At 31.3% G+C, this 20,776-nt stretch carries 21 protein-coding genes and 2 pseudogenes; 16 read left to right on the top strand and 7 right to left on the bottom strand.

All coding sequences use genetic code 11. The features are described from left to right. Position 1: 1 nt before the first annotated feature. The 3 genes from COC46_RS21080 to COC46_RS21070 are packed head-to-tail and all read left to right on the top strand — an operon-like array spanning position 2 to position 1,081. Positions 2-505, top strand: coding sequence for a QcrA and Rieske domain-containing protein (locus COC46_RS21080; RefSeq protein WP_176545243.1), 504 nt, complete (start codon positions 2-4; stop codon positions 503-505). A gap of 1 nt (position 506) precedes the next feature. Next, complete coding sequence (locus tag COC46_RS21075; protein ID WP_098811848.1) at positions 507-701, top strand: hypothetical protein; 195 nt, start codon at positions 507-509, stop codon at positions 699-701. 14 nt (positions 702-715) lie between these two features. After that, positions 716-1,081 (top strand): group I truncated hemoglobin, encoded by a 366-nt coding sequence (locus COC46_RS21070; protein WP_098811847.1) that lies wholly within the window; start codon positions 716-718, stop codon positions 1,079-1,081. 84 nt (positions 1,082-1,165) lie between these two features. On the opposite strand, the gene COC46_RS21065 is transcribed toward COC46_RS21070, so the two are convergent. Further along, complete coding sequence (locus COC46_RS21065; RefSeq protein WP_098811846.1) at positions 1,166-2,674, bottom strand: nitrate/nitrite transporter; 1,509 nt, start codon at positions 2,672-2,674, stop codon at positions 1,166-1,168. Positions 2,675-2,893: 219 nt separating this feature from the next. Here COC46_RS21065 and COC46_RS21060 point away from each other — a divergent pair, with 219 nt between their 5' ends. The 4 genes from COC46_RS21060 to COC46_RS21045 all read left to right on the top strand — a co-directional run bounded on the left by COC46_RS21060 (position 2,894) and on the right by COC46_RS21045 (position 5,472). Then, on the top strand, positions 2,894-3,073 hold the full coding sequence (locus tag COC46_RS21060; protein ID WP_098811845.1) for a hypothetical protein: 180 nt from the start codon (positions 2,894-2,896) through the stop codon (positions 3,071-3,073). A gap of 130 nt (positions 3,074-3,203) precedes the next feature. After that, entirely contained in the window at positions 3,204-3,440 is a 237-nt protein-coding gene (locus COC46_RS21055) for a hypothetical protein (RefSeq protein WP_098811844.1), read from the top strand. Positions 3,441-3,684: 244 nt separating this feature from the next. Continuing rightward, positions 3,685-3,993 (top strand): hypothetical protein, encoded by a 309-nt coding sequence (locus COC46_RS23195; protein ID WP_098811843.1) that lies wholly within the window; start codon positions 3,685-3,687, stop codon positions 3,991-3,993. A 318-nt stretch (positions 3,994-4,311) separates the two neighbouring features. Beyond that, a complete protein-coding gene (locus COC46_RS21045) occupies positions 4,312-5,472 on the top strand; it encodes a murein hydrolase activator EnvC family protein (protein WP_098811842.1) in 1,161 nt (386 codons plus the stop codon). Positions 5,473-6,290: 818 nt separating this feature from the next. Here the strand turns inward: COC46_RS21045 and COC46_RS21040 are convergent. Then, the gene (locus COC46_RS21040) at positions 6,291-6,986 is read right to left on the bottom strand and encodes an FHA domain-containing protein (RefSeq protein WP_098811841.1); all 696 of its coding nucleotides are present in this window, start codon (positions 6,984-6,986) and stop codon (positions 6,291-6,293) included. Between the two features lie 261 nt (positions 6,987-7,247). On the opposite strand from COC46_RS21040, the gene COC46_RS21035 reads away from it, so the two are divergent. The 3 genes and pseudogenes from COC46_RS21035 to COC46_RS21025 all read left to right on the top strand — a co-directional run. Beyond that, on the top strand, positions 7,248-7,700 hold the full coding sequence (locus COC46_RS21035) for a hypothetical protein (protein ID WP_098811840.1): 453 nt from the start codon (positions 7,248-7,250) through the stop codon (positions 7,698-7,700). Between the two features lie 249 nt (positions 7,701-7,949). Further along, a complete protein-coding gene (locus COC46_RS21030) occupies positions 7,950-8,762 on the top strand; it encodes a VOC family protein (protein WP_098811839.1) in 813 nt (270 codons plus the stop codon). A gap of 133 nt (positions 8,763-8,895) precedes the next feature. Further along, positions 8,896-9,054: pseudogene (locus COC46_RS21025) on the top strand (M23 family metallopeptidase); the annotation flags it as partial. Positions 9,055-9,164: 110 nt separating this feature from the next. Here COC46_RS21025 and COC46_RS21020 read toward each other — a convergent pair. Beyond that, positions 9,165-10,541: a sensor histidine kinase gene (locus COC46_RS21020; RefSeq protein WP_098811837.1), complete on the bottom strand. Its 1,377-nt coding sequence runs from the start codon at positions 10,539-10,541 to the stop codon at positions 9,165-9,167. 17 nt (positions 10,542-10,558) lie between these two features. Next, entirely contained in the window at positions 10,559-11,230 is a 672-nt protein-coding gene (locus COC46_RS21015) for a response regulator transcription factor (RefSeq protein WP_098811836.1), read from the bottom strand. A 420-nt stretch (positions 11,231-11,650) separates the two neighbouring features. Here COC46_RS21015 and COC46_RS21010 point away from each other — a divergent pair, with 420 nt between their 5' ends. The 4 genes from COC46_RS21010 (at position 11,651) to COC46_RS20995 (ending at position 17,340) form a co-directional block, all read left to right on the top strand. Beyond that, the gene (locus tag COC46_RS21010; RefSeq protein WP_098811835.1) at positions 11,651-12,187 is read left to right on the top strand and encodes a YdhK family protein; all 537 of its coding nucleotides are present in this window, start codon (positions 11,651-11,653) and stop codon (positions 12,185-12,187) included. Between the two features lie 751 nt (positions 12,188-12,938). Beyond that, positions 12,939-13,898 (top strand): AAA family ATPase, encoded by a 960-nt coding sequence (locus COC46_RS21005; protein WP_369700079.1) that lies wholly within the window; start codon positions 12,939-12,941, stop codon positions 13,896-13,898. A gap of 185 nt (positions 13,899-14,083) precedes the next feature. Continuing rightward, positions 14,084-15,115 carry a DUF58 domain-containing protein gene (locus COC46_RS21000; RefSeq protein WP_255294995.1) on the top strand — a complete coding sequence of 344 codons (1,032 nt, stop codon included), beginning with the start codon at positions 14,084-14,086 and terminating at the stop codon, positions 15,113-15,115. Next, a complete protein-coding gene (locus COC46_RS20995) occupies positions 15,112-17,340 on the top strand; it encodes a DUF4129 domain-containing transglutaminase family protein (RefSeq protein WP_098811833.1) in 2,229 nt (742 codons plus the stop codon). The genes COC46_RS21000 and COC46_RS20995 overlap by 4 nt, the downstream gene beginning before the upstream one ends. A gap of 334 nt (positions 17,341-17,674) precedes the next feature. On the opposite strand, the gene COC46_RS22970 is transcribed toward COC46_RS20995, so the two are convergent. Further along, positions 17,675-17,890, bottom strand: coding sequence for an AraC family transcriptional regulator N-terminal domain-containing protein (locus COC46_RS22970; RefSeq protein ID WP_255294994.1), 216 nt, complete (start codon positions 17,888-17,890; stop codon positions 17,675-17,677). A 211-nt stretch (positions 17,891-18,101) separates the two neighbouring features. Between COC46_RS22970 and COC46_RS20985 the strand changes: the two genes are divergently transcribed. Further along, entirely contained in the window at positions 18,102-18,953 is an 852-nt protein-coding gene (locus COC46_RS20985; protein ID WP_098811832.1) for an aldo/keto reductase, read from the top strand. A 309-nt stretch (positions 18,954-19,262) separates the two neighbouring features. Continuing rightward, positions 19,263-19,468 (top strand): annotated as a pseudogene (locus COC46_RS22965) (hypothetical protein); the annotation flags it as partial. 79 nt (positions 19,469-19,547) lie between these two features. Here COC46_RS22965 and COC46_RS22960 read toward each other — a convergent pair. Further along, positions 19,548-20,009 (bottom strand): tyrosine-type recombinase/integrase, encoded by a 462-nt coding sequence (locus tag COC46_RS22960; RefSeq protein WP_255294993.1) that lies wholly within the window; start codon positions 20,007-20,009, stop codon positions 19,548-19,550. Next, a complete protein-coding gene (locus COC46_RS22955; protein ID WP_255294996.1) occupies positions 20,006-20,383 on the bottom strand; it encodes a tyrosine-type recombinase/integrase in 378 nt (125 codons plus the stop codon). The genes COC46_RS22960 and COC46_RS22955 overlap by 4 nt, the downstream gene beginning before the upstream one ends. Positions 20,384-20,776 lie beyond the last annotated feature (393 nt).

Here is a 20,776-nt window from a genome sequence, read left to right as displayed (position 1 = left end):
AATGAAGAAATTTGATCAATTTTTGCAAAAACTTACATTTAACATAAGTAGAGATAAAGAGTTAGATATGAATCGAAGAGGGTTTATTGGAGCAAGTTTAGGTTTAATCGGTACCATGTTTCTATCCTCGATTCCTTTAGTAGGTCATGCTTTAAAAAAAGAAGAAAAAACTTCTCAAAAAGCAATGAAAATCGCTGGAATAGAAGAATTAAATATCGGTGATAGTAAACCTTTTACTTACGTTGATGAAAAAGATCCAGCATTACTTATTCGAATATCTGAAGATGAATACAGAGCCTATCATATTAAATGTACTCATCTTCAATGCCCTGTATATTACGATAAAGCTTCTAATAAAATGGCTTGTCCATGTCACAATGGGTTTTTCTCAGTTTATGATGGTTCTGTACTAGCGGGTCCACCTCAACGTTCATTACCATCAATCCTTTTGGAAAAAAGAAACGATGGTTTATACGCTATTGGAATGAAAGGTGGAGAAATGTAAAATGAGGATGGCATGGTGGATTTTCATGGCATTGCTCGCAGTGCAAATTATTTTTATTCAATTCATGGTAGAAGAATTTTTAGCGGGTCATTATCACGAATTATTTTATTATTTTTTAGCATTGGGATTTATATTTGTTTGTTCAATCATTACTTATATCTTTTTCCGGAAAACGGATGAGGTTAGTCATGAATAAAGGAGATTAATCATATGGAACCTCAAAACAATATTTATGATCACATTGGTGGGAAAGAAAAGATTGGTCAAATGGTAGATGATTTTTATCAAAATGTAATGAATGATGAATCACTAAACCATTTTTTTAAGAATATCGATATGGAAAAACAAAGAGAACATCAAACTAATTTCTTAAGTTATGCTTTTGGTGGACCAAATCAATATAATGGCCGAACAATTGCTAATGCACATCAAGGGATAAACACAGAGCATTCTCACTTCGATTCGATTATTAACCATTTACAAAATGCAATGCAAAAACATGAGATTGAAGAAGAGCACATGGAACGAGTTATTCGAAAAATATCAGAGCATAGACAGGACATCGTATCTGAGTAAAGTATAATATTAAACATTGATAGATTAAAAAGAACAGGTTCTAAAATTGAACCTGTTCTTTTTTTTATAGACTAAATTATATACTTAAACTTTCTTAGAATTAGCATTTATCTCATTAAACATTCCAACGTAGTTAGTTATGTTATCATTATCGTCTTTTATCGCACTAATTGTAAGTAATTCTAGATAAACCTCTCGATTTTTTCTTTTATTCCAAATTTCTCCTTGCCAAAAACCATTCATTTTTATATCATCCCACATCTTGTTATAAAAAGTAGGATCGTGTATACCAGATTGGAGAACAGTAGGCGTTTTACCAAGAATTTCTGCGTTAGAATATCCGGTTACAGATGAAAAAGCCGGATTTATTTTTTGAATGACCCCTTTCAAATCAGTTAACATAATTCCTTCGACAGTACCATCGATTATACGTTCAGATATTGTTAATTTATCTTGATAAAATAACCAGATGACACAAATTAAACTTGCTAACGAAAATTCAGATAGCGCCATAAATCCTATTGCATTATGTCCAGTAAGATTAAATAGTGTTGTTAATACTAATGGTGGAAAAAAACCACCAATTCCGCCCATTGCTGCAACGATTCCATTCACTATCCCAGCTTGTTTTGAAAAATATAAAGGAACAAGTTTAAAAATCGTTCCATTTCCAAGCCCTGCACAAAAGGCAACTAATAGACAGCCAACTGTATAAATAGGTAATGAAAGTGTAAATGAGAGTAAGAAACCAGAAAAAGTTAATCCACTGAATACCACTACTAAAATCATAAAAGGATTAAATTTATCTCCTAACCATCCACCTACAGGTCTAAGTAGAGTTGCTAACACAATAAATCCTGCTGTACGAAATCCGGCATCCACTTTTTCTAAATGAAAATGATTTACTAGAAAAGATGGTAAATATACCGTAAAAGCTACAAAAGCTCCAAATGTAATAAAATAAAACAAACATAATAACCAGAGTTTATAGTTTCGATAAACTCCTTTAATTTGTTGAGATAGGGAAGTTGAAACTTTTTTCTCATTTTTATCTCCAAAGAAAAATGTCAAAATAGCAAAAAAGATAAGTAAAACTATATATGATTTGACAGTATTTCTCCATCCGATTGAACTTGCTAAAACAGGTGCTACGAATGAAGTGATAGCGGTTCCTATATTACCAGCTCCGTAAATCCCATTTATAAATCCATGTCGCTCTTTTGGATAATATTTTGGTAAAGAAGTAACACCAACAGAAAAGATTGCACCGCCTATTCCTAAAAGTAATCCACCTAATATTAAATCCATTACTGAATTTGCAATACTGATAAAATAGATTGGAAAGATTAGAATGAGCAAGCTAATAAAGAATATTTTTTTTGCTCCATATCGATTTGTCCAGTATCCAATAGGGACCCTCATTAATGATCCTAAAATGACTGGAACTGCAGTGACCAAAGCAAGTTCATTGGGACTGATGGAAATATCATTTTGTATAAAAGGCATTAATGAAGAAATAATGACCCATACCATAAAGCCGATTACCAAATTAAATGTTTGCAAAAATAACTGAGGACCACCCTTTGACACCATTTAAATTTCCTACCTTTATTCTAAATTTTGACCTAAATTTATCTTTTGCAGATTGGGTTAAAATTAATACAGTATTACTATAAAAATGATTGCAATATATGAAGTGTAAAATCTAATTGTGATACAAATCACAACTTATATAAATCTTTCTTTTATAATGGCTATTAGAACATTGATTATATGGTGGTTTAATAAATCGACTTAATTTGAGGTGGAAAAATGAACATACTAATTGTTAAAAAGCGAAAGTTAGATAAATGTGATAGTAATTACGTTATAAAAATAGAAGAGAATCGCAAAATTAAACTTAAAGCTTTCATTACTTTTGCTTCTTTATTCTTATCTGGAACATGTATTTTTGGTGTGGTAATTGCAGCATTACATCACTTAGGATTTTAACATTAAGTAGAAAAAGATTTACGTTTTAGCTACAATCCTTTTGTATTGAATGAAGAATGATATGTAAAATAATTAAATTTCCGTCAGTACTAGAATTCAATCATATATTAATTCTGATATGGTACTAAGTTTGTTCTATGTTTCTGGAACAGATGTAAATGAAAATAATCCGGCGCAAATCATTGGCTATGCTAATAATCGTGTAGATTGGAAAATTCATGTTAAAGATGCTAATGGCAAATTAATTGAAACTAAAGAAGTACTAAACGAACATACTTTACGTATGAAATGGACATCTAATCAAATATCCCATCCCGTTCGTATTATATTTCTGCAGATGTCACAACGAAGGATGGATTTAAAGTAACAACAGAATTAGAAGAAATTACTGTAAAACGTTAATTTCATTGGTTCAAGCCAGCTTTAAATGAGCTAGGCTTGTATTTTTTATTGTATTAAATTTTATAAATGAGAATTTAGAAGTAAAATCATATATCAAGTGATTTTTATGTGTTTTTATAACGATAATAGGTTTGGGTAACCGTCTAGTCAATGGATAAACACCTAACATATGATAACGCATGTATATAAAAGGGAGGTATAGTTAAAGTATGACTAATCTGTATCTAAATTTTATGCCTTATTATCCATATCAAAATATTCGGCAGTTTCCACAATACCCTCAATCAGAAATATGGGCACAACAAGTTACGAAGCAACCGTTTTATCCACATTTAAAGGATCCAGTATTAAGGGAAATTGCTCCTTTTGTTTCGTATGGCCTGAATGAAGCTAAAGCTACTTCATATGAGCATGCGTTACAAGAAGTTGCTGCAATGACCTATTTGATTGGTAGGGGTATGGACCCAAAAACTGCTTATTTAACAGTAGAATCGTGGGAAGTAAATGAAAAATTTTAAATAGATGGAAAATGTTTCCTTCAAAATGGCTGCTAAGGCAGTCTTTTTATTTTGATAGTAGATACAGCATGTAAATATTTAAGGGGGACTAATTATAAACCAGCAGGAAAAACTGTAACTGCACAATCTTTTTTAAGAAAAGATGGATTGAATTAGATTATCTTCAGTCCCTTTTTAGTACTGGTTTATTAATTATTTATTATCGTGTTGCAAAGAGCTTGTAAAAAACTTGTAAAAAGAGTGTAGTCTAATTTGCATAGAATTGTTACATTTCTAAGTTAACATATATAAGTATATGTCAAGCTTAGGGAGATAACGATGAAACAAATTATTAATAAATTAATATTAGTAGCTGCAAGTTTATCATTTACTATACTTCCAAATGGTGTACTTGCAGATAATATAACAAATTCAAAGATAAAGAGGATTCAAGATAAACGAGTAAAAGTTCAAGAAGAAGCACAAAAAGCAAAAAATGAGATGAATCAATTAAAAGATCAGCAAAAATTGTTATTAAACTCTATCGATACAATTAACACATCAATTGAGAATACAATAATAAAGAAGAGTCAAAAAGAGGCAGAATTAATAAGTGGCAAAAATGAATTAGAAAAATTACAAGCTGAGATAGAAGAATTTCAAAAACGTTTAGATCAGCGTCAAGTAATAATTAATAATCGTTTAATTACAATTCAAAAATCGGGTGGAAATAACTCCTATTTAGACGTTATTTTTGATGCAAAAGGTATTGGTGATTTAGTTCAACGAATAAACGCTATTGGTAAATTTATGAATGCTGATCAAGACATCGTTAAGGAACAACAGAACGATTTTGAAAAAGTTGAATTAAAAAAGAAAGACTTAATGTTAACTCAAAATAAGTTGGAAAATGATAAAAAAGTTCTTCTAAATTTAGAACGTTCACTGGTTAATCAAGAAACTCAAATGAAGGCTATACTTAGCAAACTTAAAGATGATGTAAATGAAAAGGAACAGGATATTTTGAGTTTAGAAGAACAGGAAGATCTATTAAAAGATCAGGAAAAAGCAATAAAAGCCGTTTCAAGTATTTCAGGTGGTAAATTTACACGACCAGCACAAGGGTATTTATCTTCAGGTTTTGGATATCGATCATTTGATCATGAAACGCATTTTGGTGTAGATATTGTTAAAAAAGGAAGTACACCGATTGTCTCAGTAGCAAATGGGGTTGTAATACGAGCTTACCATTCATCCAGTTATGGTAATGTTGTCTTTATTACGCATAAAATGAATGGAAAAGTGTTTACATCAGTTTATGCTCATATGCAAAATTATCAAGTCTCAACTGGACAAACTATTTCAAAAGGACAAAAGATTGGAACGATGGGAAATACGGGTCATTCTTTTGGGCAGCATCTTCACTTTGAATTACATGAAGGACAATGGAATAATGCAAAATCAAACGCAGTTAATCCAGCAAAGTATATTAATTTTTAACCTTTTATAAGACTATTCGATCCACATGTATCTCTTTTCAAGCCAAGTTCGTTATTCTTCAATATTTCAACACTCTATTAACAGCCTATTTTTAGCTAGGCTGTTTTTGATTTTGGAAAGATATGTGAATGATGTTGATCGCATAAAAAGAGATGGATTTTTTAGAAGAATGAAATTAAATAATAGAAGTATATAACAAACAAACATCCGGAGGCAGTGGTATGATTGTAGAATTAGGAAAAGTTGAAACAATTGTCAGTTGGTTTTTACCTATTTATATCATCTGATCGTAAAACCTAGAAACTCAGTGTATAGATTTATTGAAGTTTAATGAGTAGTAGGTAACAAAAAAATAACTGCATTTCTTTATCGAACACTAAGTTTACAAATATTATTAATTTTAAAATGTTAGTGTTTTGTTACCAATGTGATATTGAGTAACTAATCATAAAGTAATACCTTTACATTAGTACATAATTTTTTTATAGACGATTTTGATTAATGTAAAAAAGGGTGAATTGTAATGTTTTATTTATTAATAGTTGCTGTAACTATATTAGGGTACATTCTGTTAATTCTACCTGTATATGTATGCGCAATAATTCTTTTAGTGGGTTCATTGTGTTCTTTTATTGCAATTTATATAGAATTAACTATTTTAGAGAAAAAAGTAAGATCTAATTTATTATAAACTACATAAACAATCAAAAAATAAGTATATGTTTTTAGTTTATTCTAATAACTAAAAATGCTAAAAAGAGTGTAGAATCCTAAAAAATTCTACACTCTTTTTCATTAGTTTTTATATTTTTAATCTATTAAATATCCTCAAACATATAACCATATCGAGGCACAGAAACAATCTTTTGACCGTATTTTCCTAATTTCTTTCGTAATCTATATAGTAGAGTATTAATTTCTTCACGTCCTACATCAGGCTGTTCAATATCATTAGTAATTCGTTCCGGCCAAACATTTATTTTAATTTCGTTATAGCTAACTGCGCTATTGGCTCTTTGATATAACAACAAAAATAATTCTGTATCTTTACTAGTCAGGTGGATTCTGACGCCATCAATTAAAATTTCTCGCTTAACAACATTCACAGTTATACCTTTGAAATCGTTTATGTGTTTATCTAAAACTAGCGGCATATCAAGTGTGTCTCCAAAGTTCTGCTCTGATAGATTATGAAAAATAAGTACAGCGGCACCACTTGCAAGACTTATACTATCGCCATCACGAAGAAAAAATGGTTTGTTTTTTTCTAAAATAATATGATTTACTTGTGTTCCATGTTTACTCATGAGATCAACAATTGTGTAATTTTCTTCTTTATCGAAATTTATTAAAGCATGTTTTCTTGAAATATATTGACTAGTAAAAGGAATATGTGGTAAATCATTACCCCACATACGCCCTAGCAACGTTTCATTAGAGGAAATAGGAATTCTATTCTGATTTGTGGCTGTTTCTCCTTGTTTTATAGAAAGATACACGTTTTGAATACTCATGTAGTTACTCCTTTGAAAACTAATCTAGTTAAACCAAGAAAGAGTATATCATATGCAACTAATTTGTAAAGATAATTCATTTTTTAAGTTGGTGGATTTTATGGTTTAGTAAATGGTGCTTCTAAATTAGATGAATCAAAACGTTCTTTTTTATACTGCATTATACATCCATTTGTTAGAATACTTTACCAGTTGTCTCATATCGTTAAATAAAGGCACACGTGATGAATGAATAGTGTTATATGGAAGAGAGGATGCTAGATGATTAAACGATTTGCAACGTATTATCCATATGAACAAAAATTAGTGATCGAGGGTCATAACAAACTCATTCAAGCGCAAGCGGAAACGAAAAATGGACATTCGTTAGTTGATTCAAGATTCATGTTTGCTCATAAGACCAAAAAAATAGGAAAGAAAGTGTTACTTGTCGGGTTCGGAGTAGGTGTAGTAGGATTGCTGATTCCAACGAGCATGATCATAGGGAATGCTTACTACCATGCAATCGATTGGGTGCATTTTGATGTTTGGCAACACATTCACAACTTATCATTAATGAGTATCAGTTCGGATCACAATATTGCTTCGATTGATGCATATCAAACATCAAGTAGTCCACTTGCAAAAGACAGTCATTTTATACTTGAGAAAATCGATGGAAAAATGAAGAATCATTTCGAAGGAGTTAAAGATTTTCTGGAACGAAATAAATGAAGAAAAAGCTCCTTGCCTTGTTGAGGAGTTTTTATGTTGGTCATTTAGTAAACAGATTTTGACAAGATTGATTTTCGAAAAGTAATACATATGCTTTAGAAAATGATTGGTTTAACGTTGATTATCTAATAACATTGGTATATAAGCGGTAGGTAACCTATTTATATGATGGAAATTGACGAAAAACGAGGATATTGCAGGCATTAATCTCCTCATGAAAGAAATTACCGAGTGAAAGGAGAACGGATAATGGATTTATTCTTTGATCACCTTGTTTGGTTCGTTAAGAAACCAGAGAAAGCAATTTTCCCCTTAAAGCAAAGAGGAATCCATGTTGTGAATGGAGGACGTCATGAATCTTGGGGAACATATAATACCCTAACTTATTTTGGCTTAAGTTATATTGAATTTTTAGGAATTGAAAATTTATCTATAGCTGAAAATCATGATGAAAATCGATTAATTACGCAAATCGTTGAACAACTAGCAAAAGATAATCGGGAAGGGCCAGCAAAAGTAGCAATACGAACAAATCAAATTGAAGATCTAGCAATAAAACTTAAAGCAGAAGGACTTACAGTATATGGACCGCTTACTGGGGAGAGAGTTCGTGCTGATGGTCAATTAATCAAGTGGTCATTGTTATTCCCTGAATACAAGGAAAAAAAGGTTATTTTACCATTTTTTATTGAATGGGAAAAATCAGATAAAGAAAGACATTCAGAAATAGCAGTTCAAGGCTTAATATGGTCACACATATTAGGTAAACCAAAATTTGAAAGTGTTGGATTTGTCGTAAAAAATTTGGATATGGCCATAGAAACTTGGAAGAATTTGTTTGACCTTAAACAAGGCGAAGAGTATATAGATACGGAAATCAATGCACGTTGTAGATTATTAAAATTGAACGGAACTAATTTAATATTTTGTACACCAATTGGAGATGGAACGGCTGCTAAGGTTTTAAAAGAAAAAGGAGAGACTCCTTTCTTAGTGAACCTTACTGACACGAATCAAAGTCACTTTTTTAAAATGCTGGATGGTTATTGGAAGTTCCAATAATATATTCAAAGGTGAGCCCCTTACATATTAGCGTCAAATTCGTGCTACGATACCGGTTTGACCTTTTTTTTATTTTTAGTCATTTTACGGTTTGCTTTTATTAGTTTAATAGTGAGTTTTTAACTAACATTAAAATAGCTATAATGTAAGCTGTGGTCAAACTGTTTCAAATGGTCAACAGATTGGATATATGGGAAATACTGGCCAATCGTTTAGGCAACACTTACATTTTGAATTGCATGCGGGGTCTTGGAATCAATCTAAGTCTAATGTAGTGGATCCTGAAAAGTAAATTAACTTTTAAATAAATGTCATACATCCAAATTCATGCAACAAAAAAACCAGCATCTGCTGGTTTTTTGTTTAACAACTCCAAGTTACTCTTATTTGGATCTTGCCTTTTTATTTCGGTAATTTGATTAAGAACGTTGTACCAATTCCTAGTTCACTATCAACTGAAACAGTACCGTCGTGCAACTCAACAATTTCTTTTACGATAGCTAGACCTAATCCTGTACCACCAGTGGACCTTGTTCTTGATTTATCAACACGGTAAAAACGTTTAAAAATATGTGGTATATCCTCAGGAGGAATTCCTACTCCTTGAACTTGAATTGAAATTTGTATAAAGTTATCGATCGTATTTACTTTAATTTTGATTGTGGAATGACTATAAGCATATTGATAAGAATTCATAATTAAATTTTGTAAAACTTGGTTAAATCTTTGGTTATCGACATTTGCCTTACAATCGCTATCACATTGTAAGGTTAATGAAATATGTTTTTCCATTAAAACCCCTGCAAATTTTTCTTTCGTACTTTCTAAAAGTTCACAAATTTTTAGTTCTGTTTTGTTGATAGCAAAACTATGTTGTTCAATTTGTGCAAGGAGTAATAAATCTTGTACGAGATCCGTAATACGATCGGCCTCTTCTTTAATAATTTTTAAGTAATCATGTTTTTCATTTTCATCTAATGTATTTCTCTGTGCGATATCTGCATAACCTCGGATAAATGTTAGAGGCGTTCTTAATTCATGTGCAACAGTCGCTAAAAATTCGTTTCGTTCATTTTTCATGTAAGATAATTCAGAGGCTAAATGTTGAATCGCATCCGCAAGTTCACTGACTTCATCATTTGAAGATATATTAAGTGAAACAGACAAATCACCTTTAGCCATTTTGTCTGTTTCTTCAGTCATTTTAATAAGTGGACGAGTTAATCTACCTGATAGATATAAGATTGCACTTAACGTGATGATAAAAGTCACCATCATTGTAATAATAAAGATTATCTTTAATTTAAGGATTAGGTGTAGGATAGATTCAGTTTTTTGAAACATATAAACATAGCCTCTAATACTTTGATTAACAGTGATTGGACTGATCGTTGAAATATAATTTTCGTGACGCCAATCAGAATGAATAATTGTACCATTTTTGTTAATATGAGATTTGTTTACATTTAAATGTTCTCTCATTACCTTATCTAGTGAATGGGAGCTCCCTAAAACTTCACCACTTATAGATAGAACAATTACTTTTGTATCAGCTTCAGATTCCATTAAAGCAACATGTTTTATTGTTTCATCAGTAAAATGTTTCTCAAGTACATCACGATGACTGTTACCTCTGTTAATTAAAGATCGTATTTCTTCATTTACTCTAGTATTAACTAATGAAAAATAAAGAATTGAAAATAATAGTGTTTCAATTATTATCGTTAGAAGTAAGAAAGAAAGTCCTAATTTAAAAGAAATCGATTTAGTGTTAATCATAATTCACCATCAATATGTTAGTGTGATACCCATTTGTAACCAACTCCGTAAATGGATAATAAATACTGATCTATTGGAAATGAGGTTTTTCTTAGTTTATCTCTTAAATTTCTGATATGCGAATCAACTGTTCGTCCATCTGTAATAGTTTGAAATCCCCACACTTTTTGAATTAAATGATCCCTACTGAATACATGATTTAAATTACTTAGGAATAATCCAAGTAGTGAGAATTCGATTGGAGTAAGGGGAATTGGATATTCCTCGTATGTTACAAGATGCTTTTGTTGATCCCACACCATTCCTTTAAACTTAATTCGTTCTTTAGGCAAGGTTCTTCTTAATATTGCTTTTATTCTTTCTACAAGCTCCTCTTCATGAAATGGCTTTGTAATATAATCATCTGAACCATATTTTAGTCCTTTAACGATATCGCTTTTTTGATCACGCGCTGTCACCATAATGATCGGAACATTGCTAAATTCCCTTATTTTTTCTAACGTTTCCCATCCATCCATATTAGGCATCATGACATCGAGTAAAACTAAGTCAAAAGGATGCTCTGTTAATCTCGTAATTGCTTCTTCACCTGAATGCGCTTTTGTACAATTAAAATTAAGAGGAATAAGATAGAGCGAAAGTAAATCAAGCATTCTAGGTTCATCATCAACTAATAGTATTGAAATCATTCGTAAACTCCCCATTAAATTTTTCTTTAAGGTTAACATATAATTTTGCAGAAAATATGCAGATTTAATAGAGATTTTTCTTTTTTTTCAACGTTTCTGCACGATATCTGCACAAACATATCTTACACTACGTGTGAAAAGGGGGAAAATCAAAGGATACAAAATAGATTTAAAGGGTTAAGCGGGTAAGCCACTACAAATCATATAATGCCTTAAAGTGACCCTTATAGCAAAGGTTGGATAGCAAAATCTTAAAAATGGTGGCTATGTACTTTGTTTGAACAATTAACGGTGCAGCTCTGGTCCAGTATTAAAAAGGGTGACAATGTAAAATTAACATTATGTACTACTGTTTTATGAATTAATAAAAGGCCATTATACTAGGTGGTATGATGTCTTTAAAATTAATGGGGTGAAAATATGAAAATAAAGAAGTTTATTGTTGGCGTTTTATCATTAATCACTGCACTGGTATTATATGGATGTGGTAATACTGAAACGAAGATGGAACATTCCAAAATGGAGCATTCAGGTACAAGCGAAGTTCCAATGGGTTTGAAAGTAGCGGAGAATCCAACTTATAAAATTGGAAGTAAAGCAACAATCACTGAAGGTCATATGGAGGGTATGAAAGGTGCCGAAGCAACGATTGTGGGTGCCTATGATACAATAGCCTATGCAGTTACCTATACCCCAACGACTGGTGGAAAAAAGGTTCCTAATCATAAATGGGTTATACGAGAAGAAATTAAAGAAGCAGATAATAAACAATTTGAACTAGCAGAAGTCACATTAAATGCAGATCATATGAAAGGTATGAAAGGCGCAAAAGCAACGATCGATTCTGCAGAGCATACTACAGTCTACATGATTGATTTCAAGCCGACTAATGTCGGAAAAGTGGTTAAAAATCATAAATGGGTGACAGAATCTGAACTGTCCCCTATTAATAAATAAAATATGTCCTTTTAATAGAAAGCAAAAACAATAATCCCTTTTTTATAGGTGATTAGAGTTTTTGTTTATTTTTTCTGTTTTTATTGATTACTAGATTATTAATTCACTTAATAGAAATGCACAAACTATAAAAGTAAACCATACATTTTGTACGATCTATATTGAGAAATTAATTAAAGATCTGTATTATTTTTTCACGATTTCTAGCCATTCTTTTCCTAAATTGTTTGAAGTATAAATATTACTTTCCATATGTAGCAATCGAAATGTTATTTGGATTTTTTTGATCAATGGCACATTTACTGTGAATGTTCCAGAATAATAATTGAAGGATTTTCCTTTTTAGAAGATCTTTTTCATATGTTAATACTTAACAAAAAGTGAAACCACTAAATAACTAATTGAAAACAATTAAATAGGAATTATTTCCTATGTGAATATTTTAAATTATCGAAATTTTATTGAAATTATACTATACTTTAGATAACGATTCCCATAGTCTGCATGATCATTATTTGGAGTATGAAAATTGTACTTTTATTGTAAAAATGAAGTTTAGTAATTATTTTGCTTCTAACCGCCTGCAATTCAAACGATTTGTATTTATTCTAATTGGTTTATTTAATAAGTCTATTAACTAGTTACTATTTATTTTTAATACTCCTTGCACATTATCCCTAGTTGGAATCGAACAATGAAATGAAAAGCTATTATTTTAACAAACTACTACACTTTAAGGAGGATTAAAAACGTGGTCATCGAAAAAATGCATCCTGAAATTAAAAATATAATGACAAATATCGAAAATGTAATGATCGGAAAAAGAAAGGAAGTCGAACTTAGTTTGGTAGCTCTTCTTGCAGGAGGGCATGTTTTATTGGAAGATGTTCCGGGTGTTGGGAAAACAATGCTGGTAAAAGCACTTGCTAAATCCGTTAATGCAAATTTCCGAAGAATTCAATTTACTCCTGACTTGTTGCCTTCAGATGTAACAGGGGTTTCTATTTATAATCCAAAAGAAATGGAGTTTCAGTTCCATCCAGGACCTTTGATGGGAAATATTATCCTTGCTGATGAAATTAACCGAACATCTCCAAAAACACAGTCTGCACTATTAGAAGGTTTGGAGGAAGCCAGTATAACAATTGACGGGATAACCTATGAACTAGCCAAGCCTTTTTTCGTAATGGCGACACAAAATCCAATTGAATATGAAGGTACATATCCACTTCCTGAAGCACAACTAGATCGATTTTTATTAAAGATGTCAATGGGATATCCGACAATAGATGAAGAATTAGAAATATTAAATAGGTTGCAAAATATCCCTCCAATTGAAGAGTTAAAACCTGTCATTGACATTGATGGTTTACTGTCTCTTCAAAAGGAAATGAAGTATGTTTTTATCGATGAATCAATTAAGCATTATATTGTGAGTATTGTTAATCGTACGAGACAGGACGGAAATGTTTATTTGGGTTCTAGCCCAAGAGGTTCAATCGCACTTATGAAAGCGGGACAAGCATATGCATTCATGTACGGACGTGATTACGTTTTACCAGATGATATACAATATCTAGCTCCATTTGTATTGTCCCACCGAATTATTTTAAATTCAGAATCAAAATTTGAAGGAATTACTGCTGAAAAAATTATTAAAAATATTGTTAAAAAGATTTCTGTACCTGTTAAAAGGAAAGTGAAATTATAATGAAAATACAATTACGTGTCCTCAAAAAAGTAAGGAAGTACCTATTGTTATATTTTCTATTACCAGTACTGTTTTTGAATGCTTTGTTTCAAGGAGGATTTGTAAGTTGGTTTTTATTCTATAGTTTTCTACCATTTATCTTATACTGTGTTGCATTATCTTTTTATCCGTTGGAAAATCTGAAAGTGACTAGAGAACTTCCTAAAAACGGTTTCAAGGTCGGTGATCCGATAAAAGTTATTTTAACCGTGAAAAAGTCAAATTTTTTTCCTGTATTTTATTTCTTTATAGAAGAAAATTACTCAAATAATTTACAAACTACTGATCAACAAAAATTTAAAAAGGAGTTGATTTTAGCTGGCTTTAAAAAGGAATGTTCCTTTGATTATATGCTTCACAAATTACCACGTGGGGAGTACATGTTTAATTCCTTAACAATAAAGGTTGGTGATCCTCTTGGTATTTTCGAATTGAAAAAAAAATTTACTGTTATTAATAGATTTGTAGTATATCCTCAGTATTCGGAGCTTTATTATCGTTCACTTGAGCATCAAAATAATCACGGCTCAACAATGTATAGTCATCATATTCAGCGGGATACATCAATGGCTGTAGGTATAAGAGAATATCAGTCTGGAGACAGGTTTTCCTGGATTAATTGGAAAGCTTCCGCTAAACGAAATGAGATGATGACAAAAGAGTTTGAAGAATTACAATCTAATGATCTGTTTGTCATAATGGATTGTGCTCAAAATGAACTTTTCGAATCAATTGTGTCGTTTACAGCATCTTTTCTACATACTGTCCTGAAAAAGGGTATTCAGGTTGGCCTTTTAACAAATAACAAAAGACTAGATTGTTTTCCAATTAGAGGGGGAGAAGGACATTTTCAAAAGCTTTTTTATCACCTTGCGAAAATAGAGACAAATAATACTTCACCAATTGAGATGGTTTTAGAAAAAGAACTTCGTTTCATACAACAAAGTGTATCTTATATCTTAATAACCTCTCAATTATCGAAAAAATTGGTCGAAAAAGCTAGTTTTATTAAAAATAGAAAAGGCTCATTTACAATATTTGTCATTAAGGCAGAGTCTATGATCGTAACTGAAAGAGAAAAATCACTCATTTCAATCGCCAATGCTCACGGGGTGAGAACAATCATTGTAGGTGAAGGTAATTTTAATGCGGCCTTTACAGGGGGAGATATACGATGATAAAAAGTAATTTCACCTTATTTTTGTTGTATTCATATGGCTGTTTATTGTTATTGGAATGGGTAAGGCCCATTGATCATTTAACAAATACGTATCATATGAAAGTCTTCACGTTATACATGTTAATAGTTTTTTCATTATCTTTTTTTAAAGTAAAAAGAATCCTTCAATGGATAATAAATATATTCTTAGTTTTAACCTTCGTTAATCAGTTCTATTACGATTTAGGTTTCTTTCATTTTCAATGGATATTCATTTTCATTAAACATGTAGTTCAGAACATTATTTGGCTTACAACTGGCCATTTTAATAAATTGAGTAACGAATTCAAGACATTATTATTCTTACTTTTACTTTCTATAATCGCCTATTTCATCAATTTCTTTTTAAACCGCATGTGGATTTTTTTCTTATTCCTTTTGACAGTTCTATATATTTCTCTATTAGATTCGCTTACCGACTACGGTGGCAAAACTGCCATTGTTCGAACAGTTATACTTGCTTTTACAACTATGGGTATTTTAACTTTTGACAATCTAATGGAAAAGGGAAGAGTTCATTATTATTCAGAATATGTAAAAAAATGGTTGGCTCCACTCGTTAGTATGATTACTCTTTTTGTCCTAATTGGAACCTTGGCTCCTAAGCCATCACCAATCAGGACTTTCCAAAATTGGTCTTTCCAACTATCAAAAAAGGATAACAATGGTGGCTCTGGTGGAGGAACAAATACGGGTGGATACGACACCGATGATTCAAGACTAGGTGGGCCTATAAAAGGAAATGATAACCCGCTTTTTCAATATGAATCAAATCAAAGTATATATTGGAAAATGGAGACTAAAGACACCTATACAGGTCGAGGTTGGGTTGATTCTGCATCGACGCAGCGTCCTATGAAAAAAGAAGATTTTGTTAAGTTAAATACTTATCCAGATGCGATTGAGACCAAAATTGAAACAGCAAGAATCAAAATTTATGATAACTATCAGTATAACTATATTATGTATCCTGAAGGAATTAAAAAAGTAGTAAAAATTCTACCTTTTAAACCCGATCGAAATGTTTTCAAACTTGATACAACCATTGACAGAATAAGCTATTTCAATAATAGCATTCCAGAAATTCCAGCCAGTTTTGAAGTAGAATATGAAATACCTAGATATAAAGCAAAAGATTTAATCAAAACAGTAAAACTTGATTCAAATTTGATCAATGCTGTCTTTTACCAAAATTATACTCAATTACCAGCAAATTTACCTAAGAGAATAGGTGAGTTGGCGCAACAAATTACAATAGGTAAAACAAATTGGTATGACAAAGCGAAAGCAATAGAGAATTACTTTGATCGAGATGAATACATATATACTAAAAAGAATGTAGCTTTTCCAGGTAAGAATGTTGATTATGTGGACCAATTTTTATTTGACACGAAAAGTGGTTATTGTAATAATTTTTCAACATCGATGGCAGTAATGCTTAGAACGCTAGGGATACCAACACGTTGGGTTAAAGGATTCTCTGAAGGTAATTATGTTAGAAACAGTAAAGAAGACTCATCAAAACAAATTTACGAAGTGAAAGCTAACAACGCTCACTCATGGGTTGAGGTATTTTTACCAAATCAAGGCTGGGTAGCATTCGAACCTACTAAAGGCTTTTCAAATGAACTAAATATCAATAACAGCAACGAAAATTTATCTACCACCAAACAACAAGATTTACCTACAACTGTAATTAAAAATAAACCGATGCATGAACTTGAAGAAGTAAATGGAGTAAATGGTGAAGAATCAAAGAAAGCTGAAAAACCAAATTACTTTTCTAATATTTGGCAGAAGATTAAGCAGTCAATGATGAGTGGTTCGAAAGAGATTTTTCTTTCTCTAGGACTGATGCTTGCAATGATAGGTATCATTTATCTAAATCGTAGAAAATGGCTTCCTTACTTTTTCATGTTAATTTACCGTTTTAGTAAAAAAGACGATAGACTAGAATCACTTTACCTTACATTATTACGTCAATTAGCTCGTTATGGATTAAAGCGTGACGAAAACGAAACGCTTAGAAATTATGCAAAATATATTGATTCTCTTTTTTCTTCAAGCGAAATGACAGAATTAACGATCTATTATGAGCAATACTTGTATCAACAAGTTAGCCAGGAAGAAAATTGGGAGAGATGCCTAAAATTATGGAAGAATATAATGAAAAGGACGATCTAAAACTTAATAAAATTTTTTAATTGGGATAAATTAATTTTTTTATGATAGAAACACATAATTTTTGCTAGTTTTCACATATGTTGAACTAATAAAAAACCGCTGTTAATAAATTATTAGCAGCGGTTTATAAATTTTAATGAGAGTTATAACTATAGGTAATATGCCTCTTTTAGTAATATCATTATGAAAAGCAAGTTCCGAATCCTTTAATACTTCCAAGATTTGATTCGGGGTAAATTCCATTTTAAGTGCCAATTAGGGATTTTCTATAGAAGCTTCTGTGACTATTTCGATAATTGGCAAGTTAACAGAGGCAATTAGGTAATCGGCTGGACTATTTAAACAATACTCTTGCTAACACGACCTCCTTCTTACCTTGAACGATAATGCATAAGGAAGGCTTGTAAACTCCATAATTCGGTCTTGTAACATTTGAATAACGAGAGAAAAATAAAGAAGGAATAGCAGTAGTATGAGATCCATCTATGCCCGTGTGACTCTCTATTAGTTGAATGAGTTCAGCTTGGAAATTATATATTTGATCAGACATAATTAATATACATTTTTCATGAAAATAAGTGTCTTGAGAGAATTAGGCAATAATTTGATAAGAATTTGATAACGGTAGCTTTTTCATTTATTGCATAATAAGAATACGAAATAATGTAATCGTTTCACAAATACTAATCTTAAAAAACTTAAACATATTATTTCTTGGATAAAATGTAATACAGAAAAGATGTAGATTTGGAGGGAATTATATGCAAAAAGTCGTTTTAAACAATGGTGTAGAGATGCCTATTTTAGGTTTTGGTGTTTTTCAAATTCAAAATGAAAATGAATGTGAACAAGTTGTCTACGATGCACTTATGGCAGGTTATCGACTGATTGATACTGCTGCTTCCTATTTAAATGAAGAAGCAGTAGGCAGGGCAATAAAGTGCAGTGGTGTACCAAGAGAAGAATTATTTATTACAACAAAACTTTGGGTTCAAGATACAGGATATGAACGAACAAAGCAAGCATTTGAAAAATCGCTTGAAAGATTGCAACTGGATTATCTAGATTTATATTTAATTCATCAACCATTTGGTGATGTATTTGGTTCTTGGCGCGCGATGGAGGAATTGTACCGTGAAGGTAAGATTAGGGCGATTGGAGTTAGTAACTTTTATCCAGACCGTCTGATTGATTTTATTATTCATAATGATGTGGTACCAGCTGTAAACCAAGTTGAAACGCATCCTTTCTGTCAGCAAAATGAAAGTCACAACCTTATGAAAGAAAACAATGTTCAAATAGAGTCATGGGGACCATTCGCTGAAGGAAAAAATAACATGTTTAAAAATGAAGTTTTAGCTTCGATTGCTGAAAATCACAATAAATCAGTAGCGCAAGTTATCCTACGATGGTTGACACAAAGAGGAGTTGTTGTAATTCCAAAGTCAGTGCGTAAGGAAAGGATTATCGAAAACTTCAACATATTTGACTTTGAATTAAGGCAAGAAGATATGGATAAAATTACTGCATTAGATACAAAGGAAAGCTTATTCTTTTCTCACAGGGATCCTGAAATGGTGAAATGGATAGGTAACCGAAAACTTGATATTTAGACACACTATGGATACTTGTAGCTGATGGTGGTCCTAAATATGGTGATGAGAATTTAATCTTAATTTCTCAAGATAATGGACGAACATGGATTAAATCAAGAATAGAAGAAAAAATGGTTATAAAAACAATTAAACAGGAAACGAAAGAAAGAGTAGTTCTTGGTACTAGTACAAACAGTAAAAGAGAAAGTACAGCTGGTATATTTTATTCTGATAATGGACTTAATTGGATTAGGGATTCCTTTAATTTTAATCTAAATAAACCTATAAAGGAGATAACAGTAATTACTACCATAAGCAACTGGTACCAATAAAATTCTAACAATTCAAGATTTACAAACACTTGAATCAATTTTGTGGATGGAACTAGGTTCAAAAGAAGAATACGAAAAAGAATTTGTGGGAAACCTGAAGCAAAGTTAGTTCGTGAATTATCAGGTCTAGATCCACAAGCTGCTAATGAGGCTTTTTCTGAATTTCTATCAAATGAAAAACTCAATAGTAATCAAATCAGAGAGAAGTGCACATTCTTGCGTTTTGTTTTTTAAAATTAGGAGGCTGAAATCTACCTTTTGGGACAGCCTCCTAATTTTTTTATTTACTAACACAATTCAAATAAATAGCTTTTTTCTTTATTTCAAAATCCACATGAGTATAGATAGAAGTAGTAGCTAATGACTCATGATCAAGTAACTCTTGTAAGGTTCTTAAATCAACCTTTTCTTTTGCTTCTTGTAAAAGTAGTGTTGAAATTGTATGGCTTAAATGATGAAGTGAAAATCGAGAAGGCGGTAGACCAGCGGCTTTTAGCGATCTTTTGAACAATATGTGTAAACCACGAGGATTAAATTTTTCTTTTCTTGAATTTAAAAAAATTGGCTCGGAACCGTGTAATTCAATTTCGTTTAAAATATCACGATATTTAGATATAAGCGGAATGACAATTGGATGAAGGGGGAGAAGACGCTCTTTTTTACCCTTACCAAAGATTCTTATTGTTTGATGATGAAAATCAATCTGCTGCCACGTAAGATCAACCAGTTCCTGGCGTCTCATCCACTAGTTGCAAAAAGCTTAAATATTAATTCATTTCTTAAAGAGGAAGAGCGATCATCATCTTCTAAATATTTAAAAAGCATTTTCAATTCATTTAACGACATGTAAACAGGGAGTAATTTATCATGTTTTGGCACTTCAATTCCAGCGGTAAAATCCTTCGTAGTAAATTGAACTTTTAAACAAAAACGATTAAATGACTTCAAGCTAGAAATCCGTCTTTGAACAGTTCTAGGTTTCACATTATGGCGAGTTACTTGATCTTGAATAAAGCGACGTATTAATGCAGGAGACATATCTTGGAGCTTAGTAGAGCGGCTATTTGTATTTAAGAAATGCAATAAACATTTAAAATCATGGTGGTAACTATCTATAGTACATATCGAGTAATTCTTTTCAACTTGTAAAATAGAAACTCATCAAAAACATCGGTTAAGTTCAAATTAAAACCTCCTAAAAAAATTGGTAAGTTAATTATAGTCAACAAAAAAAGAGAAGTAGACCATAGCATTTTTTATGTCAACACAGTACAATGAAGTTGCGTTGCTTATGATTATTTTCATTAACTAGTTTACATAATATATATTATAGGAAGTTGAAGTAAAACAGTGAATTCCATCTCAATTCCTAAGTATTCTTAGAGTTTTGAGATAAAATGAAAAAATAAGGTGAAAATCGAATCAAATTTAATTCATCTATTTTATTTAATTAAATTTTGAAATTTTTTAGTTTTTTATTAAAAACAAATAAATTAATAACTCTAAACC

Source organism: Bacillus sp. AFS041924, from assembly GCF_002577195.1.
Taxonomy (GTDB): Bacteria; Bacillota; Bacilli; order Bacillales; family Bacillaceae_G; genus Gottfriedia.
Note: the sequence above shows the minus strand (reverse complement) of the source record. Positions and strands in the feature narration are given on the sequence as shown.

Coding starts and splice junctions, on each gene's coding strand:
- COC46_RS21040 (WP_098811841.1), bottom strand. CDS start 6,986: ATGAGTATTCAAAACGTGTATCTTTCTATAAAACAAGGAGAAACAGCC.
- COC46_RS21010 (WP_098811835.1), top strand. CDS start 11,651: ATGAAAATAAAGAAGTTTATTGTTGGCGTTTTATCATTAATCACTGCA.
- COC46_RS20985 (WP_098811832.1), top strand. CDS start 18,102: ATGCAAAAAGTCGTTTTAAACAATGGTGTAGAGATGCCTATTTTAGGT.
- COC46_RS21065 (WP_098811846.1), bottom strand. CDS start 2,674: ATGGTGTCAAAGGGTGGTCCTCAGTTATTTTTGCAAACATTTAATTTG.
- COC46_RS22960 (WP_255294993.1), bottom strand. CDS start 20,009: ATGAGACGCCAGGAACTGGTTGATCTTACGTGGCAGCAGATTGATTTT.
- COC46_RS22970 (WP_255294994.1), bottom strand. CDS start 17,890: ATGTCTGATCAAATATATAATTTCCAAGCTGAACTCATTCAACTAATA.
- COC46_RS21045 (WP_098811842.1), top strand. CDS start 4,312: ATGAAACAAATTATTAATAAATTAATATTAGTAGCTGCAAGTTTATCA.
- COC46_RS21015 (WP_098811836.1), bottom strand. CDS start 11,230: ATGATTTCAATACTATTAGTTGATGATGAACCTAGAATGCTTGATTTA.
- COC46_RS20995 (WP_098811833.1), top strand. CDS start 15,112: ATGATAAAAAGTAATTTCACCTTATTTTTGTTGTATTCATATGGCTGT.
- COC46_RS21075 (WP_098811848.1), top strand. CDS start 507: ATGAGGATGGCATGGTGGATTTTCATGGCATTGCTCGCAGTGCAAATT.
- COC46_RS21060 (WP_098811845.1), top strand. CDS start 2,894: ATGAACATACTAATTGTTAAAAAGCGAAAGTTAGATAAATGTGATAGT.
- COC46_RS21030 (WP_098811839.1), top strand. CDS start 7,950: ATGGATTTATTCTTTGATCACCTTGTTTGGTTCGTTAAGAAACCAGAG.
- COC46_RS23195 (WP_098811843.1), top strand. CDS start 3,685: ATGACTAATCTGTATCTAAATTTTATGCCTTATTATCCATATCAAAAT.
- COC46_RS21070 (WP_098811847.1), top strand. CDS start 716: ATGGAACCTCAAAACAATATTTATGATCACATTGGTGGGAAAGAAAAG.
- COC46_RS21020 (WP_098811837.1), bottom strand. CDS start 10,541: ATGATTAACACTAAATCGATTTCTTTTAAATTAGGACTTTCTTTCTTA.
- COC46_RS21080 (WP_176545243.1), top strand. CDS start 2: ATGAAGAAATTTGATCAATTTTTGCAAAAACTTACATTTAACATAAGT.
- COC46_RS21035 (WP_098811840.1), top strand. CDS start 7,248: ATGATTAAACGATTTGCAACGTATTATCCATATGAACAAAAATTAGTG.